General features: G+C 72.9%; 13 protein-coding genes. 10 read left to right on the plus strand and 3 right to left on the minus strand.

Going from position 1 to position 16,946, the window contains the following annotated elements:
• The first annotated feature begins 30 nt into the window (after positions 1-30).
• The 8 genes from ACZ4EG_RS06120 (at position 31) to ACZ4EG_RS06155 (ending at position 9,464) form a co-directional block, all read left to right on the plus strand.
• The gene (locus tag ACZ4EG_RS06120) at positions 31-672 is read left to right on the plus strand and encodes a phosphoribosyltransferase (protein ID WP_467789724.1); all 642 of its coding nucleotides are present in this window, start codon (positions 31-33) and stop codon (positions 670-672) included.
• Between the two features lie 40 nt (positions 673-712).
• Positions 713-1,204, plus strand: a complete 492-nt coding sequence (locus ACZ4EG_RS06125; protein WP_467789725.1) for a TIGR03668 family PPOX class F420-dependent oxidoreductase — start codon at positions 713-715, stop codon at positions 1,202-1,204.
• Positions 1,205-1,336: 132 nt separating this feature from the next.
• Positions 1,337-3,043, plus strand: coding sequence for a S1 family peptidase (locus ACZ4EG_RS06130; RefSeq protein ID WP_467789726.1), 1,707 nt, complete (start codon positions 1,337-1,339; stop codon positions 3,041-3,043).
• A complete protein-coding gene (locus tag ACZ4EG_RS06135; RefSeq protein WP_467789727.1) occupies positions 3,040-3,309 on the plus strand; it encodes a hypothetical protein in 270 nt (89 codons plus the stop codon). The genes ACZ4EG_RS06130 and ACZ4EG_RS06135 overlap by 4 nt, the downstream gene beginning before the upstream one ends.
• Positions 3,306-5,609, plus strand: coding sequence for a serine/threonine-protein kinase (locus ACZ4EG_RS06140; RefSeq protein ID WP_467789728.1), 2,304 nt, complete (start codon positions 3,306-3,308; stop codon positions 5,607-5,609). Before ACZ4EG_RS06135 ends, ACZ4EG_RS06140 begins: the two co-directional genes overlap by 4 nt.
• A 38-nt stretch (positions 5,610-5,647) precedes the next feature.
• The gene (locus ACZ4EG_RS06145) at positions 5,648-7,174 is read left to right on the plus strand and encodes a VWA domain-containing protein (RefSeq protein WP_467789729.1); all 1,527 of its coding nucleotides are present in this window, start codon (positions 5,648-5,650) and stop codon (positions 7,172-7,174) included.
• Positions 7,171-8,187 carry a hypothetical protein gene (locus ACZ4EG_RS06150; RefSeq protein ID WP_467789730.1) on the plus strand — a complete coding sequence of 339 codons (1,017 nt, stop codon included), beginning with the start codon at positions 7,171-7,173 and terminating at the stop codon, positions 8,185-8,187. The genes ACZ4EG_RS06145 and ACZ4EG_RS06150 overlap by 4 nt, the downstream gene beginning before the upstream one ends.
• Before the next feature lie 35 nt (positions 8,188-8,222).
• Entirely contained in the window at positions 8,223-9,464 is a 1,242-nt protein-coding gene (locus ACZ4EG_RS06155) for an ABC transporter substrate-binding protein (protein ID WP_467789731.1), read from the plus strand.
• 18 nt (positions 9,465-9,482) lie between these two features.
• Here ACZ4EG_RS06155 and ACZ4EG_RS06160 read toward each other — a convergent pair whose 3' ends face one another.
• Positions 9,483-10,640 (minus strand): magnesium and cobalt transport protein CorA, encoded by a 1,158-nt coding sequence (locus tag ACZ4EG_RS06160; protein WP_467789732.1) that lies wholly within the window; start codon positions 10,638-10,640, stop codon positions 9,483-9,485.
• 368 nt (positions 10,641-11,008) lie between these two features.
• On the opposite strand from ACZ4EG_RS06160, the gene ACZ4EG_RS06165 reads away from it, so the two are divergent.
• Complete coding sequence (locus tag ACZ4EG_RS06165; protein WP_467789733.1) at positions 11,009-11,503, plus strand: hypothetical protein; 495 nt, start codon at positions 11,009-11,011, stop codon at positions 11,501-11,503.
• A gap of 342 nt (positions 11,504-11,845) precedes the next feature.
• Positions 11,846-12,964, plus strand: coding sequence for a winged helix DNA-binding domain-containing protein (locus ACZ4EG_RS06170; protein ID WP_467789734.1), 1,119 nt, complete (start codon positions 11,846-11,848; stop codon positions 12,962-12,964).
• A gap of 95 nt (positions 12,965-13,059) precedes the next feature.
• Here the strand turns inward: ACZ4EG_RS06170 and ACZ4EG_RS06175 are convergent, their stop codons facing one another.
• Positions 13,060-13,851, minus strand: a complete 792-nt coding sequence (locus ACZ4EG_RS06175) for a S1 family peptidase (protein ID WP_453557572.1) — start codon at positions 13,849-13,851, stop codon at positions 13,060-13,062.
• Positions 13,852-14,057: 206 nt separating this feature from the next.
• Positions 14,058-16,913 carry an AAA family ATPase gene (locus ACZ4EG_RS06180; protein WP_467789735.1) on the minus strand — a complete coding sequence of 952 codons (2,856 nt, stop codon included), beginning with the start codon at positions 16,911-16,913 and terminating at the stop codon, positions 14,058-14,060.
• Between the last annotated feature and the right edge of the window lie 33 nt (positions 16,914-16,946).

Genomic DNA, 16,946 nt, shown 5'->3' on the forward strand with positions numbered 1-16,946 from the left:
GAGGACCGACCTCCAGCGAGAGGACGACCCATGCGCTTCCAGGACCGAAAGCAGGCCGGACGCGAACTCGCCGAACGGCTCCGAGACCTGCGGGACAAGGGCGCCCTGCCGAAACCCGTCGTGCTGGCCCTCCCCAGAGGCGGCGTCGCGGTCGCCGCGGAGGTCGCCCGGGTGCTCGAAGCACCGCTCGACGTGCTCCTCGTACGCAAGATCGGCGCCCCGCACCACGCGGAGTTCGGTGTCGGCGCGATCGCCGGCGACGACCCCCCGCTCTACGACGCGGACACCCTGGACGGCCTGGGCCTGACCGAGGAGTCCCTCGCCCCGACGGTCGAGCGGGAGCGGCAGGAACTCCACCGCCGTGAGCGGCGCTACCGCAAGGGCCGCCCGCCGCTGGACCTGCGGGGACACACGGTGATCGTCGTCGACGACGGACTGGCCACCGGCTCGACCGCGCGCGCCGCGCTGCGCCACGTGCGGCGCAAGGGCCCCGCACGGCTCGTCCTGGCCGTCCCCGTCGGCGCGCCGGACTCGCTCGCCCTGCTGGGTGAAGAGGCCGACGACGTGGTCTGTCTGCACCAGCCGTACGGCTTCTCGGCCGTCGGCCAGTGGTACGACGACTTCGGACAACTGACGGACGACGACGTGCTCGACGCGCTGGACGGGTACTGACGGCCGCGTCGGCGGCGGCGGAGGTGCAACGGTGCCGGACATGACGGCGGACGAGGCGCGGCGGCGGTTCACCGCGGCCCGGGTGGCGCGGCTGGCGACCGTGGACACGGACGGGCGCCCCCATCTGGTGCCGGTCGTGTTCGCCGTGCAGGGCACCGACGGGATCGTGACCGCCGTCGACCACAAGCCGAAGACCACGACCCGGCTGAAGCGGCTGCGCAACATCGCCGGCCGGCCGGCCGTGTGTCTGCTGGCGGACCTGTACAACGAGAACTGGGACCGCCTGTGGTGGGTCCGAGCCGACGGCGAGGCCCGCGTCGTCGCGCCCGCCCCACCCGAAGTATCCGATGCGCCGGACGCACCTGACGCACCCGACGTACCCGACTCACCCGACCGGGCCGCGTACACCGCCGCCCTCGCGCTGCTCCGCGACAAGTACCCCCAGTACCGCGACCACCCGCCGGCCGGCCCGGTGATCGCCGTGACCGTCCTGCACTGGACCGGCTGGCGCGCGACCACGGCCCCTGCGTAGACACGTCCCGAGGACGCCGTCGGACGTCGTCGCCGCGCCCAGCACCGCCCGTTGCCCCGGACAACCCCCGTCTGTCAAGTCCCAGCGCATCCCAGTGGTACCGGACGGGTACGGGGAGTAACCTCGGAAGACATGACGCGCACGGGGGAACGAGCCGTCAAGTCGCGGATGGAGACGCCGCGTTGGGTTGCACGGATTCAGCAGGCCGGAGGGCCGGTCGTGGGCGCCGGTGTGCTGCTCGGGCCCGACCGGGTGCTCACCGGAGCCCATGTGGTCAGCCCGGGCGAACGGTACGTCGTCCACTTCGTCGGCGTACCGGGCGTACCGGCGGTCGCCGCCACGGTCAGCCCTGACGAGTACGTGCCGCAGCAGGAGGACTCCTTCGGCGACCGCACCGGAGACCTGGCCCTGCTGCGGCTGGCCGAACCACGCCCCACCCGGCAGACCACCCGGCTGTGCCGGCTCGCGGCCTCGCGCGAGGGCGTGGGCATGTACGGCTTCCCGGAGGGCGACGACGGGGGCCGCTGGCACAGCGCCACCCTGGTCGGCGGGCGCGGCCGGGACAGCCAGGTGCAGCTTCGCCCCGAGACCCCGGGCGAACTGGCGGGACCCGGGTTCAGTGGCGGGGGAGTGGTCGACTACGCGACCGGCGAGCTCATCGGCATCGTGCTCAGCGTCGACGCGGGACACGGATCCGCGTTCACCTACATGAGCCCCACCGAGACCATCCTGCGCCATCTCCCCCAGGTCGCCGCCTGGACGGTCGGCCCGTCCGCCGTCGACCCGAGGCTGCACCCCAAGGAGAGCACCGGCGAACTGGACGTGCCGTTCGCCACCGAACTGGCCACCTGGTTCCGCGGCGAGGGCTGGCCGGTGCTCGTCACCGTCGTCCCGGTGCGCGGCCGCCGCGCCTGGACCCTGAGACGCGCGGTCACCCTGGCCGACCGCGAACTGCGCACCCGTGACAACACCAGCCGCTTCGCCGACGATCCGCGCGAGACCGTCCCGCCGCCCGGCGGACACGATCTCGCTCTCGTGGTCAAGGGATTGACGGTCGCCCAGGTCATGGACCGGATCGCGGAGCGGCTCGGCACCCCCAGGGACACCGCCGTCCCGCTGCCCGAGCAGATCGTGGCGATGGGCATCACGCTCGCCGCCGTCCTCGTCGGGGTCGACGAGGCGGCCGAACCCGACCCGCTGCTCGGGATGCTGGAGCGGCTCGCCGAACAGGGAGCGAGACTGCTCCTGGTGTTCCGCGCCCCGAACGACCGCGCCACGCAGGCCGCGGACACGCTCGTACACCGGCCGCTGGCCGACCGCTGGGCCCGGCTGCGCGCGGACCTCGACCGGATCGTGGACCGGCTCGGACCCGCCCTCGACGAGCGTCTCGGCCGGGTACTGCCCGGCGGGGATCCCGACACCGCGCGCCTGATCGACCGGGCCCGGCGCGGCATCCCGCTCACCCGTCTGCTGCGCGGGCAACTGGCCGAGGCCGCCGACCGCGAGACGGAACCGTCGCGGGCCGACGACCTGTTCGTCTACGAGGCCGCGGCCGCGCGCCGGACCCGGCGGCTGGAGCGGGCGGCCGCACTGCTCGACGCCCGCATCGCGCGCCGCGACGAACTGCGCGGCCGGGTCGCCTCGGTGTGGGAACTGTCCAAGGGCAGGGCCGACCCGGCGCAGGCCGAGCGCAACCTCATGGCGTACGAGCTGTATGACACCGCCTCGGCACTGCTGCGCGAGGCCCCGTGCGACGTCGACGCGGCGGAACACGCGGCCGGGCGATTCGTCGCGTACTGCTCCGGGCACCCGCAGGCGTACGAGGAGGGGACAGCGTGACGTCATGTACCCACGCCGGTTGCGCGGGCCGTCTCATGGTCACCGGTTTCTGCGACACGTGCGGGCGCAAGCCGGGGCTCATCGGTGAGTTGCCGCCGCAGTCGGTGGCGAGCGATGCCGGTGAGCCGGGGCAGTCGGGCCCCGAGCCGCCCGGCCACGCCCCGGTCCACGCCGTCGCCGGGGTCGGCGACCTCGACCGGCGCGGACTCGTCCCCGCGCCGTACTGCTCCGGGCACCCGCAGGCGTACGAGGAGGGGACAGCGTGACGTCATGTACCCACGCCGGTTGCGCGGGCCGTCTCATGGTCACCGGTTTCTGCGACACGTGCGGGCGCAAGCCGGGGCTCATCGGTGAGTTGCCGCCGCAGCCGGTGCCGGGCGATGCCGGTGAGCCGGGGCAGTCGGGCCCCGAGCCGCCCGGCCACGCCCCGGTCCACGCCGTCGCCGGGGTCGGCGACCTCGACCAGCACGGACTGGTCGTCCTGCCCGACGTACCCGTCCCCGCGCACCCGGTCGTCGAGGAGCCCAGACCCCCCACCGGCGGACGCCGCTGCGGTGCCGACGGGTGCACGATGATGATCGGCGTCGGCTACGGCGGACAGCCCGCCAGGTCCTCCGGTCGCTGCCCGCGCTGCGGTACGCCCTACTCCTTCCTGCCCCAGCTCCACCCCGGCCAGATCGTCGCCGGCCACTACCGGATCCTCGGCTGCCTCGCCCGCGGCGGCCTCGGCTGGATCTACCTCGCCGAGGACACCCGCGCCGAGGGGCACCGCGTGGTGCTCAAGGGACTGATCAACGTCCATGACGCGCTCGCCCGCCGCAACGCCGTCGAGGAACGCCGCTCGCTCACCGCTCTGCACCACCCCGACATCGTCCGCATCATCACCTACGCCGAACACGAGGTGCCCGGCCAGTCGCCCACCGGCTATCTGGTCATGGACTACATCGGCGGCCGCTCCCTGCAGCGCCTCTTCGACGACGAGGACGCGGAACGGCTCTTCAAGGGCCGCCCCCGCCTCGACCATGTGCTCACCTACGGCTGCAAGATCCTCGGCGCGCTCCAGTACATGCACGAACGCGGCCTGCTCTACTGCGACATGAAGCCCGCCAACGTCATCCACTTCGGGCGCGGCATCAAGGTCATCGACCTCGGCGCGGTGCGTGCGATCGGCGACCGCACCTCCGCCTATGTGTACACGAGCACCTTCGCCCCGCCGCAGCAGGAGATCGAGAAGCGCGGCTGGCACGTCGACAGCGACCTCTACACCGTCGGTATGACGCTGCAGGCCCTGGCCCGCAGCGCGGAACCGGCCCGCGGTCTCGCCCCCGACTCCTTCCGGCGCCTGATCGACCGGGCGACGCACGCCGAACCCCGGGCCCGGTTCCGCTCGGCGGCCGAGATGTCCCGTCAACTGTGGGAAGTGCTGCGGGAGTTCCGTTCGCTGCGGTTCGGCGAACAGCTCCCCGAGAGCTCCACCCGGTTCCGCCCCACCGACGCCTCCCTCGACGCCGGGCTCGGCGCGATCCCCTCCCTGGCCCACTGGACGGCCCGCCCCGCCGCCCGCCCCGGCGAACTGGACATCAGCCCGCCGCCCGCCCACGAGGTGGCCGCCGCCCTGCCCCAGCCCGTCCCGGACCCCGCCGACGGCGCCGCCCTGCTGCTCGACACCTTCCCGCCGGACGCCCCGGACCGCGTCGCCGAACAGTGGCGCCGCGAATCACGGCTGGGCACCCCCGAGACCGCGCTGTGGCTGTGCCGCGCCTATCTGAGGAGCGGCAGACAGGACGACGCCGAGAGCTGGCTGCACGAGGCCGAGGCCCAACTCGGCGCGCAGGACGCCAAGTACGACTGGCGGATCGCCTGGCACCGCGGCGTCCTGCACCTGAGCAAGGACGAGGTGAGCCACGCCGGCAGCTGCTTCGAGGCGGTGTACCGGGCCCTGCCCGGCGAATACGTCCCCAAGCTCGCCCTCGGCTACTGCGCGGAGCGGCTGCGCGAGTCCCAGGCGCAGCGGGGCACCCAGGGGCAGCGCGATCCCCGGACCGCCCGGGCCATGAAGTTCCACGAGGCCGTCTGGCAGCGGGACTCCGCCCACGCCGCGGCCGCCTTCGGGCTGGCCCGCGGCCATCTGGCCTCCGGCCGGCGGGACGAGGCGGTACGGGTCCTCGACCACGTCCCCTCGACCTCTCGCCACCACGACGCGGCCCGTATCGCCGCGGTGCGCATCCGCACCGGCACCCTGGACGGCAGGGCGCCGTCCGTGGCCGACCTGCGGGACGCGGTCCGGCGGCTGCCCGAGCTGCGCCTGGACGGCGGAGCGACCGACGGTGAGTCCCGGGCCCGGCTGGTCGCCGAGGTGCGGGACAACGCCCTGGGCCGCCGGCCGCCGCAAGGGTGGGGGCCGGACTTCCCCACCGGGACCGTGCTCGGATCCGGTGACGAGGACACGCTGCGCGCGCTTCTGGAACAGTCCTTCCGGCACCTGGCCGGCCAGGCCCGCACCGCCGACGAACACGGCCGCCTGCTCGACCTGGCCAATGCCGTCCGGCCCATGACCACCTTCTGAACAGACGCAATGACGAGCCGTCGAAAGGGAACACAGCGATGAGCGAGGCCGGTGGCATCGAGGTGACACTGGCGGTCGGCCAGAACAAGTACCTGTCCGCCGTACCGACGGCCGCCGGACCGCCGGGGGACCAGGAGATGCACGCCATCCTGGAGATCGGGGTCACCCACACCGGGGCCGGACCGCTGCCGGGACGGCCCGGCGGCTCGGGGGCCGCACTCGCCGAGGTGCTGATCATCGACACCTCCAGGTCGATGCTCCACCCCGACACGAAACTGCGCGCCGCGAAGGACGCCACGGTGGCGGCCGTACGACTGCTGCCCGACCGCACCGCCTTCGCCGTGCTGTCCGGCCGCTTCGACGCGACCGTGGTCCACCCCGCCCCCGGCGCCGAGGCGATGGCCGTCGCCGACCCGCGGCAGCGCGAGGCCGCCGAGTACGCCGTACGCGTCCTGGACGCCGACGGCGGCACCGCCATCGGCACCTGGCTCGACCTCGCCCGCCGGCTGCTCAACGGACAGGACGCCCCCATCAAGCACGTCCTGCTGCTCACCGACGGCCGCAACGAACATGACGACCGCGCCGCCATGCGGCTGGACACCGCGCTCGACGCCTGCGACGGCCGGTTCATCTGCGACGCCTGGGGTATCGGCGACGGCTGGGACGCCGACGTACTGCTGCGCATCGCCCGGCGGCTGCACGGACGCGCGGCCGCGGTCCGCCATGAATCGGAACTGCCCGCCGCCTACGAGGAGTTGGTCAACGGCCTGCTCGGCACGGCCGTCCCCGAGCTGCGCATCCGGCTCGTCCCCACCCCCGGCACGGTGATCCGGCAGGTCAAGCAGGTCGTGCCCGCCGAACAGGAACTCCTCACCGTCAGCACCGGATCGGGCGAGCGCGGAGCCGAGTACGTCACCCGGGGCTGGGGCGACGAGGTCCGGCACTACCAGGTCGTCCTCACCGCCGACCCGTCCGGCCGGGACCTCGGCGAGGACCTCCAGCTCGCCGCCGTGGAACTGCTCGTCCCCGACTTCGGCCGCACCGTAGGGCTGCCGGCGCCGCAGCCGGTCCTGGTGCACTGGACCGACAACCCCGCCGACGCCTCCCGGCAGCACCCAGGAGTACGGCGCCACCAGTTGTACGAGCAGTCCGGCGCGGCCGTGGCCCGGGCGTACCGGGCGTGGCTGCGCGGCGCGGACGGCCGGACGGAGGCGGACGCCGAACTCGGCCGGGCCTGGGCACTGGCGCGGGAGCTCGACGACCCGCAACTGCTGCGCGCCCTGCGGCAGATCACGGACGAGGGGCGGGAGCCCGGGGGCCGGGTCACCGTGCGCGACGGGCTCAAGGACGTCGACTGGCAGCATCTGATCCTCTCCAGCGCCATGACCACCCCACCGGACCCGGCGGCCGCCGCGCAGCAGCCCCCGGCCGGACCCGACGCCCCCGGCGCGGCCGGTGACGGCGGCGAGGAGCTCGTGGAGTGCCCGGACTGCAAGTGGCTCGGCCCGGCGGGCTCCCTGTACTGCGGTGGCGACTGCGGCAGACGGCTCGGGGAGTCCGCATGAGCACCGGCACCCCGCCCCGGGACACGAGAGCGTCCGCCGCGCCCGGCTCCCTGCCCCGCTTCCTGGAGCGGCTCCTCGGCGGCCGGCACCGCCCGCCGCACGGCGCCAGCACGACCGCCCACGACCTGTCCCTGCGTCGTCGGCTGCTGCTGGGACTCACCGCCGTGCTGACCGTCTGCCTCTTCGTCTCCTACGAGGGGGTGCACGGCGACGCGGACCCGCTGCGCACCTCCAGCGTGCCGGGCGTCCTCGCCGTCGACACCGCGCGCTACGCGCTCGCCCAGGCCCAGCGGGAGGCCACGGCCGCCACACCGTCCACCAGCGAGTTCCAGAAGCAGATCTCCGTCGCCGCCCGCAGTCTGGCCGTCGCGGCCGCCGACGACGTGGGTGGGCCGGCGGGCCGGCAGGCCCTGCAGACGGTCGCCGACCTGATCACCGTGTACCACGGCATGGTCCAGAAGGCCCAGCTCGAACCCGCGGGCGTGCTGCGCGACGCCTACCTCAGGTATGCGAGCAGCGTCCTGGAGGACAGACACTCGGGCATAAGGACCCGGCTGGATCAGCTGCAGAAGGACCAGCAGGGCGTGATGAAACGGCAGACGAGCTTCGGCTGGACGCTGTGGCTCGGCTGGAGCGTCGTCGTGCTCCTGGTCCTCGCCCTGGCGGCGGCCCTGCTGGAGACGCAGGTCTATCTGCGCCGGCGGTTCCGGCGCAAGTACAACCGCGAACTGCTCGCGGCAGGCGCCCTGCTGGTCGTCGGGGTCGTGACCCTGACGCTGTTCACCCTGTGGACGCACGACGGCATGTCGGACACCCGCGGGCTGCTCCACGGGCAGCTGTCCGAGCCGTCCGCCATCACCGAAGCGGGGCGGCAGACCGCCGCGAACCTGGCACACACCGGCTTCCGCGCGGCGGCGGCCGTATGGATCGTGATCGGAGGGGGCCTGCTCATGATGCTGGCCGAGACCGGCCTGCGACAGCACATCAACGACTACCGGTTCAGGCCGCGGTGAGCGCGCCCCGGTTGACCGTCCGCACGGTCACGGTCGTGGCGAGCTGTCTGGCCCTGCTGGCGGCCCTCGTCGTCGTGGGCGTCCGCGTCTACGGCCGGGAGCCGACCGTCACCCTGCTGGCCAACTGGACGGGCGAGGACCAGAAGAACTTCGAGGAGGCGGTGATCGCCCCCTTCGAGAGCAAGTACCACATCCGCGTCGACTACCAGGGCAGCTCCGCCGAGAGCCAGGTGCTCAGCTCCGACGTGGAGGCGGGCACCCCGCCCGACGTGGTGGTGCTCACCGGGCCCGGTGAACTCGCCGCGTACGTCCGGCAGAACCAGCTGAAGGCTCTCGAAGGGCTCATCCCCAAGGGGGACTTCAGCGAGTCCTGGGCCACCCCGGTCGACGGCCATGTGTACTGGTTCCCGCTCAAGGCCGACCTGAAGAGCATCGTCTGGCACCCCGGCGGCATGACCGAGCAGCAGATCCGGGACGCCGCCCGGCAGCCGGGCCAGTGGTGCCTGGGGATGGGCTCCGGCGCGACCAGCGGCTGGCCCGGTACCGACTGGATCGAGGACATCCTCCTCCAGCAGTCGGGCTGGCAGACGTACCAGAAATGGGCGCGGGGCGAGATCCCCTGGGACTCCGACGCGGTCCGCAACGCCTGGAAGAAGTGGGGGACCATGGTCGGAGCGGGCCGGAAGCCGGACGACCTGGTCCGGCGCGCCCTGCTGACCGACTACCAGGACGCCTCCGCGTTCGTCACCAAGGATCCGCGGCAGTGCAGCCTGGAGCACCAGGCCTCGTTCATCCGCAACTCCTCCGACTCGTGGAAGCGGGTCGACGGTCAGTACGTGGCCTCCTCCCGGCTCCTCGGCAAGGGCGACTCGGACGCATGGGAGGTCTCCGGCGACCTGGTCGCCCTCCTGCACGCGACCCCGCAGGCGAAGAGGCTGATCGGCTACCTCGCCTCCGCCGAGGCGCAGCGGGCCTGGAGTGCCAAGGAGTCCGGCTTCTCCGTGGACGCCAAGGTGCCGCTGGAGACGTACGAGCCGGTGACCGCGTACCGCCACTCGCTCGCCACCACCCTCCTCGACCGGCGGGCGGTGCACTGCTTCGACGCCTCCGACGCCATGCCGCCCACGGTGCGCGACGCCTTCGCCCAGGCGACCATCGAGTTCCTGGCCCGCCCCGGCGACCTCGGGTCCCTGCTGAAGTCCCTCGACACCCTCGGCCGCAAGCCGGGCCTGACCTGGCTCCCCTCGGTCTGCGACCGGGTCCCGCCGGCGGACTGAGCGCCGTGGGTGCCGGAGCTACAGCCAGTCCTTGCGCTTGAAGATGAGGTACAGGGTGACGCAGACGACCCCCATCAGACCGACGGCGAAGGGGTATCCGAGGGCCCAGTGCAGCTCCGGCATCTCGCGGAAGTTCATGCCGTAGATCGTTCCGACGAGGGTGGGGGCGAAGAGGATCGCGGCCCATGCCGAGATCTTCTTGACCTCCTCGTTCTGCTCGAATCCGGCCTCCGCCAGCGCCCGCATCTCCGCGTTCTGCTGCTGGCTCACCAGGGTCGCGTTCACGGTGAGGATCTCCGTGAGGGCCTGGCGGAAGCCGTCCACGCGCTCGCTGATGTGGGTCACGTGGTCGGCGACGTCGCGGAGGTAGCGCTGGAGCTCCTCGTCGGTCTCGTACTTGGCGAAACCGGCCATCAGACCGTGCAGCATGCCGACCAGCGGGCGGGTCGCGCGCTGGAACTCGACCATCTCGCGGGAGAGTTCGTAGATACGGCGGGAGACCTCGGGGTCGCCGCGGAACACCTCGGTCTCGATCTCGTCGATGTCGTTCTGGACCCCCGAGACGACGGGCGCGTAGCCGTCGACCACCGCGTCGAGGATCGCGTACAGCACCGCCTCCGGGCCGAGTTTGAGCAGGTCGGGGGAGTCCTCCATACGGCCGCGGACCGCCGAGAGGTCGGGAGCGGCCCCGTGCCGGACCGTGATGACGAAGTCCGGGCCCACGAAGACGTGCAGCTCGCCGAAGTCGACCTCCTCCGGCGCGTCGAGATACCGGGCGGCACGCAGGACGACGAACAGCGTGTCGCCGTACCGCTCCAGCTTGGGGCGCTGGTGCGCCTCCATCGCGTCCTCGACCGCGAGCGGGTGCAGATCGAACTCGGCGGCCAGGGGGAGGAGTTCACCCTCGGTGGGGCGGGCGAGCCCGATCCACGCCATGCCGGAGGGCTGCTTGCGCAGTTCGCGGTAGGTGTCGGTGAGCGTGTCCGGGGAGGAGACGCGCACCCCGTCGCGGTACAGGGCCGCCTGGACGATGCTGACGGGTTCGACCGCATCCCCGCCCGGGGTCCGCGCCGGGGGCGCGGCCGGCACGGCAGTCGGCGGCGGCTGGTTCAGCGCGCGACGCCAGACGGACTTGCGGTGATTCTTCTCGCCGGAGCCGGCGCGTCGCTCATGCATCGCGGCTGCCTCCCGGTCGAGCGTGTGTCGGGGTGATCACGCAGCAGGATATACGGGGGATCCTTCGGGTGGGCGCCCCAATAGTGATCATGCTGTGACCTCGTTGTATACACCTCGGAAGGCCTGATCAATATGGTCTCACCGTGTCCAGCAACGAGAATCCACTTCTCCAGCAAGGCCCGGTTCCTGCCCGGAAGCGTACGTGGCCCCGGAATGCCGTGCCGGCCGTAGCGGCGGCCGCCGTGGTCACGGCGGCCGTCCTTGCGGTGAGTTACACCGCCTCGTCGTCCCCGGAACACGAAGCTGCCGCACCCGCGACGACAACGGCCACACCCACACCGCGTACGGCAGAGAGGCCAATGATCCCGGTGGCCGAGGCGTTTCCGGTCCATGTGGCGGACGGGAAGGGTGGCACCTTCACCAGGGTGGGCTCGGCCGTGCTGAAGTCCTGCACCGAGCCCGACTCGGTGGGATCGGCGCTGGCCGCCGAGATCGCCGCCGGCAGCGGGTGCCTCGGCGAGGAGATCGCGCTGTACAAGGACACCCGCAACAACCAGTTCAACCTGGCCGTCTTCACCATGAAGGACCCCCAGGAGACGGTGAAGCTGGTGACCCAACTGTCCATGAACTTCGACGACTACGAGGTGGCCGCGCAAGCCCCACCGCCCGGATCCGGCCTGCCGACCCTGCCGGCCGACAGCGGAATGGTGCAGGCCTTCACCGGGCAGGGCCGCGCCATGGTGGCGGGACTGGGCCAGTGGTCGGACGGCCGGAAGAGCGGTTACCAGCAACTGGTCGATCATCTGGAACCGCTGCTCAAGGCGGTCTCGAAGAACGTCGCTCGCTACGAGACCGCACAGTGACCCGTTCGACGCCCCCATAGCGCCGTCGGCCGCGTCGAGAGGGACCGCGCCGGTTTCATGCGCACCCGGCACGGCGAGGACTCCCCACCCGCGGCACGCGATGTCCTGGCCGTCGCAGGTGAGTTGGACGGCGACGAGGTGACCACCAGCCCGTACCCGGTGGCCGATGTCGAGCAGGCATGGGATGACGTCGAGGCCCGACCTCACCGTGCCAGGCATCCTCTGCGGCTGCGCGGAGGAGGAGCGGCAGCGCACCGCGTGGCCGGCGCACGAGGACGGCTCCGCCGTCCCGCAGAGAGTTGCGGACAGAACATGTCCGCAAGCGGCACTAGCGTGCGGTGCATGACGAAGCGGAGCATTACGAGGGTGGCCCTCGCCCCCTCCCTCGACACCCGTGCGTTGAACCGTGCGACCCTCGCCCGGCAGCTGCTGCTGAGCCGTGCGCCGCTGTCCGTCGGGGCCGCCGTGGAGCATCTCCTCGGGCTTCAGGCGCAGAACGTCAAGCCTCCCTACTACGCGCTTGCCGCCCGTCTCGAAGGCTTCACCCCCGAGGCGCTGTCCCGGCCCATGGCCGACCGCGAGGTCGTCCGCATCGTCACCATGCGTTCCACCATCCACACCCACACCGCCGACGACTGCCTCACCCTGCGGCCGCTCGTCCAGGCCGCCCGGGACCGCGAGCTGAACGCCTTCCGCAAGGGGCTGGCCGGTGTCGATCTGGACCGTCTCGCCGTGCTCGCCCGTGAGCTGGTCGAGGCCGAGCCGCGGACCATGGCGCAGTTGCGCGAGGCGCTGCTCGCCGAGTGGCCGGGCGCCGACCCCCAGTCCCTGTCCATCGCCGCCCGCTGCAGGCTCCCGCTCGTGCAGGTCACCCCGCGCGGGCTGTGGGGCAGGAGCGGGCAGGTGGCCCTGACCACCGCCGAACACTGGCTGGGCCGCTCCGCCGAGCCCGCCCCGGCCCCGGACGCGACAGTCCTGCGCTACCTCGCCGCCTTCGGACCGGCGTCCGTGAAGGACATGCAGACCTGGGCCGGACTCACCCGGCTCCGCGAGGCCTTCGAGCGCCTCCGCCCACGGCTGGTCACCTTCCGGGACGGCAACGGCGTCGAACTCTTCGACCTCCCCGACGCCCCGCGCCCCGACCCGGACACCCCGGCCCCGCCCCGCTTCCTCCCCGAATTCGACAACCTCCTCCTGTCCCATGCCGACCGCACCCGGGTCGTACCGCCCGCGTACTGGGGCCGCACCTGGCAGGGCAACCAGGCCCACTGCACCCTGCTCGTCGACGGCTTTGTGGCGGGCGTGTGGAAACTGGACGGTGACGCACTCCTGATAGAGCCCTTCGGGACACTCACGAAGGGCCGGTGGGAGGAGGTGACCGAGGAGGGGGAGCGGATGCTCGCCGTCATGCATCCGGGGGAGTCGTACGACATCCGCTTCGGCACCGTCGTACGGACTTGAGAGTCGCATGGAAAGGGGGGCGCTGCGGGCCGCTCGTGGTGGCTCGCAACGCCCCCCTGGTATCTACCTGAGGGGTTCTCAGGAGTTCTTCTGGGTTACGAGTTGACCTGCGTGGTCACCAGGTTCGAGAAGGTGGTCAGCCGGGTGTACACACCCGGGTAACCGGCCTCCGCGCACCCCTCTCCCCAGGAAGTGATCCCTGCCAGGACGCCCCCGATGAGCAGGGGACCGCCGCTGTCGCCCTGGCAGGTGTCTACGCCACCGGATGAGTATCCGGCGCAAACCATGTCGGTCTGGACGAAGTCCGAACCGTAGGAGCTGCGGCAGCTCGAGTCGGCCGCGATCGGCACGGTCGCGGTCCGCAGCTGGTTGGAGGAGCTACCGCTCTCCGAGGTGGTGCCCCAGCCGAGGATGCGGGCCGTGGTGCCGGCCGCGTACACACCCGTCTGGGAGGAGGAGACGTACGACGCCGTCGTGTACGGCATCGAGGTGGAGAGGGTCAGCACGGCCACGTCGTCGCCGTTGGTGGCGTCCGTGTAGTCCGGGTTGACCCAGATCTTGCTGACCTTGCTGACCGTGCCGTTCGTCCCGTTGAGGTAGGTCCGGCCGCCCACGACGCGGACGTTGCCGGTGCTCTCGCCGACCATGCAGTGCGCGGCGGTGATCACCTTCTTGGCCGCCACCAGAGTGCCGCCGCAGAACTGATTGCCCGACGCGTCCGTGATCTGCATGACGAACGGGTACGCGGTCGTGGTGGTCGTCGTGCCGCCGACGATGGGCTGTGGAGCCGCTGCAGCGGTGGGGGCGCTGAGCAGTGCGGTCGCCGCGGCCGCGGCGGTCGCCGCGACGACGGCAGCGGTTCTCTTTGCGCGGTTGAGCCCGAACATGAGTCTCCTCAGTGGGGGGTGGCCGGTGGGGGGAACGCGCGGGTGGGGGGTGTGAGCACGGGGGCCGCGGGACCGGCCCCCGTGTGCCCGGGCGAGCGGCACGCCCTTAAGCTATGGGCCGGTACACCCTCCGCCCAATGAGGGAACCCCCTAGGGGAGTAGGGCAGGGAAAACCCTCGGTCCGGCTCAGTTAACCGGCAGCCTTCTCACTTCGCGCGCCGTCCCGCCGCCAAACGGACTATGTCCACCCGTGAACGGATGCCCAGCTTGCGGTACACCCGGGTCAGGGTCGCCTCGACCGTCTTCACGCTGATGAACAGGCGCGCGGCGATCTCCCGGTTGGTCGCGCCCTCCATGACCAGCGCCGCCACCTGACGCTCCATCGAGGCAAGCCCCTCCAGTCCGTCGAGGCCGCCGAGGGCGGCGGCCGCGGCGGCCGCGGCGGCGGCCGGCTCCGGCTCGGGCGCCGCGAGGGCCGCGTCCACCTGGCGGAGCCAGGGCAGCGCCCGGCAGCGCCGGAACAGCCGGGTGGCCTCGTCGTACGACGCCGAGTTGGGGCGGCGCACCCCCTCGGCAGGCCCGGGCAGCCGGCCGCGCAATGAGGCCAGGGCGAAGGCGGCCCGCGCCTCCTCCAGGCCGTACCCCAGTTTGGCCAGCCGGTCCTGAGCGGACGTCAGCTGGGACTCGGCCGCCTCGTGGTCGCCGCCGGCCGCGCGCACCAGGGCCTCGGCCCGGTCCAGGACCGCGAGGACACTCTCCCGGCCGAGCCGCAGCGCGTGCTCCCGGGTGACGCCGATGACGTCCTGCGCCTCGGCGGGTTCACCGATCCGGACGAGCGCCTCGGCGAGGTCGCCGTGCCAGCGGCCGCGCGCCGGGTCCGTGATGCCCAGGCCCCGCTCCAGCTCGCGGACCCGGCGCAGCGAGCGGACCGTGCCCGCCGGGTCCCCGGCCACCAACTGGGCGTACCCGAGGGCGCCCAGGGCCCGGGACAGATACATCTGGTCACCGTCCTCCTCGGCGTGCTCCACCGCCTCCCGGGCCAGCGCCAGCGCCCGGTCCACGTCCCCGCCGGAGGCCTCGGTGAGCGAGGTGAGCATCGCGGAGGCGGTCTCGCCGATCCCGGAGTCCCGGGCCAGCCGGAGGCTCTCGCCGGCCAGGTCGAGGGCCCGGCCGCAGTGCCCGGCGCGCAGCTCGGTCTCGGCGAGACCGCGCAGGAAGTGCACCTCGCTCTCCACCGAGCCGCGCCGGCGCACCTCGCGCAGCAGCGCGGTGACCGTCGCCCGGGCCTCGGCCAGCTGGTCGCCCATGACCAGCCAGCGGAACCGGGCGCTGCCCGCACCGTTGTGATGGCAGGCCACCTTCGGGTCCTGGGGCTCCTTCAGCGCGCGCTTGATGGTCGCCGGGGCGGCCGGGTGGCCCATGAGGGTCTCGGTCTGGGCCTGGAAGGCCAGGGCCAGCAGTTCGGTGCGCCGGTCGGCGCCGCGCTCGGCCAGCTCCGCCGCGTGCGCGGCCGCCTCGCGGGCCTCGGTGAAGTCGCCCTCCACGATGAGGGCCCGCCAGGCCAGCTGGTAGTGGACCAGGGCGAGCAGCCGTGGGTCCTCCCCGGCGTCGGCCAGGGCCTGCGGGAAGACGGCGTCGACCTCCGTCATGGTGTGGCCCGCCGTGTCGATCACGATGATCCAGGCCCGCACCCGGTCCGCGGGCACGGTCGCCCGGGTCAGCACCTCGCGGGCGATGTCCCGGGCGAGGTCGACCTCGCCGGCGGTGATCGCGTCCTCGGCGGCCTGGAGCCGGCGCTCGTCCGGGCCGGGCAGGGTGTCGGCCGGGGTGTGGCGGGCGGCGAGCAGGCCGAGCTGCGCGGCCACGGACGGCGCGCCCCGGTCCCGGGCCTGCGTGGCGGCCTCGGCGAGCCGGGCGGCCACCTCCGGATCGGTGCCGGTGGTGGCCAGGGCGAGATGGCGGGCCCGCTCGATCGGGTCGGAGGCGGCGGTGGACAGCGCGGCGTGCGCGGCACGCCGTTCGTGGGCGGGCGCCTCCGCGTAGAGGGCGGCCGATATCAGGGGGTGCGCGAAGCGCACGGTCGGGCCGTCGGGGTCGGTGGCGAGCAGCCCGAGTTCGGCGGCCTGGGCGCACTCGGCCTCCACGTTCTCCCGGCCGGCCGCGAGCAGCAGCGCCGGGGTGGGACGCGCGCCCGCGCTGGCCACCAGCAGGGTGCGGCGCGCCTCGACCGAGAGCATGTCGAGCCGGCTCAGCACCAGGGCGCGCAGCGAGGTGGGCACCGGCAGCGGCTCGCCCGGCCTGGGCGGGGTGGGGTTCTCGGCGAGGGCGCGGCCGAGCTCCAGGGCGAAGAGGGGGTTGCCGCCGCTGGTGCGGTGTATCTCGCGGACCGTGGAGCGGGGCAGGCCCGTGTAGCCGCGGTGGTCCAGGAGCGCGGAGACCTGGTTGCGGGAGAGCGGGTCGAGGCGTACGGCGACGGTGTCCGGCGGAGAGGCGCGCAGATGGCGGTCGTACTCCTGGCCCTCGGTCCGGACCGCGCAGAGCAGCTGCACCGGGGTGCCGCCGAGGCGGCGGGCGGCGAAGCCGAGCAGCTCCGCGCTGGCCGGATCCAGCCACTGCAGATCGTCGGCGACGATCAGGACGGTGCCCTCGGCGGCCAGGGCGCGCAGCGCGGACAGCACCGCAAGACGCAGGGCCAGACCGTCGCGTTGCAGGGTGGATTCGCCGCGGCCGGTGAGCGCCGACTCCAGGGCGGTGCGCTGGGCCGCGGGGAGCCGGCCGGAGACCTGGTCGAGGACCAGACCGAAGAGGTCGGCGAGGGCGAGGAAGGGAAGGTGCGATTCGGACTCGGTGGCCGAGCAGCGCAACACGGTGCGGGCCGCGCCGGCGTATTCCGCTGCCAATGCCCGCAGGACGGTCGATTTCCCTATTCCGGCGGGGCCGTGCAGGAGCACACTGCCGCCCGAGGTGAGCTGCTCACGGGCGGCGCCGAACGGCTCCTCCCGGCCGATGACCAGGTCGGGGCGGCATCTCGCAGGCTCCTGGAAGTCCCGTCGCACGGTCACCGCTCCCCTCGTGTGTCGTGTCCGGCCCAAATT

Source organism: Streptomyces sp. NPDC025638 (genome assembly GCF_055558775.1).

What these genes read in the sequence shown, in the direction of transcription:
- ACZ4EG_RS06175 (WP_453557572.1), bottom strand. Translation starts at nt 13,851, where the DNA reads ATGTTCGGGCTCAACCGCGCAAAGAGAACCGCTGCCGTCGTCGCGGCG.
- ACZ4EG_RS06150 (WP_467789730.1), top strand. Translation starts at nt 7,171, where the DNA reads ATGAGCACCGGCACCCCGCCCCGGGACACGAGAGCGTCCGCCGCGCCC.
- ACZ4EG_RS06160 (WP_467789732.1), bottom strand. Translation starts at nt 10,640, where the DNA reads ATGCATGAGCGACGCGCCGGCTCCGGCGAGAAGAATCACCGCAAGTCC.
- ACZ4EG_RS06170 (WP_467789734.1), top strand. Translation starts at nt 11,846, where the DNA reads ATGACGAAGCGGAGCATTACGAGGGTGGCCCTCGCCCCCTCCCTCGAC.
- ACZ4EG_RS06145 (WP_467789729.1), top strand. Translation starts at nt 5,648, where the DNA reads ATGAGCGAGGCCGGTGGCATCGAGGTGACACTGGCGGTCGGCCAGAAC.
- ACZ4EG_RS06120 (WP_467789724.1), top strand. Translation starts at nt 31, where the DNA reads ATGCGCTTCCAGGACCGAAAGCAGGCCGGACGCGAACTCGCCGAACGG.
- ACZ4EG_RS06125 (WP_467789725.1), top strand. Translation starts at nt 713, where the DNA reads ATGACGGCGGACGAGGCGCGGCGGCGGTTCACCGCGGCCCGGGTGGCG.
- ACZ4EG_RS06130 (WP_467789726.1), top strand. Translation starts at nt 1,337, where the DNA reads ATGACGCGCACGGGGGAACGAGCCGTCAAGTCGCGGATGGAGACGCCG.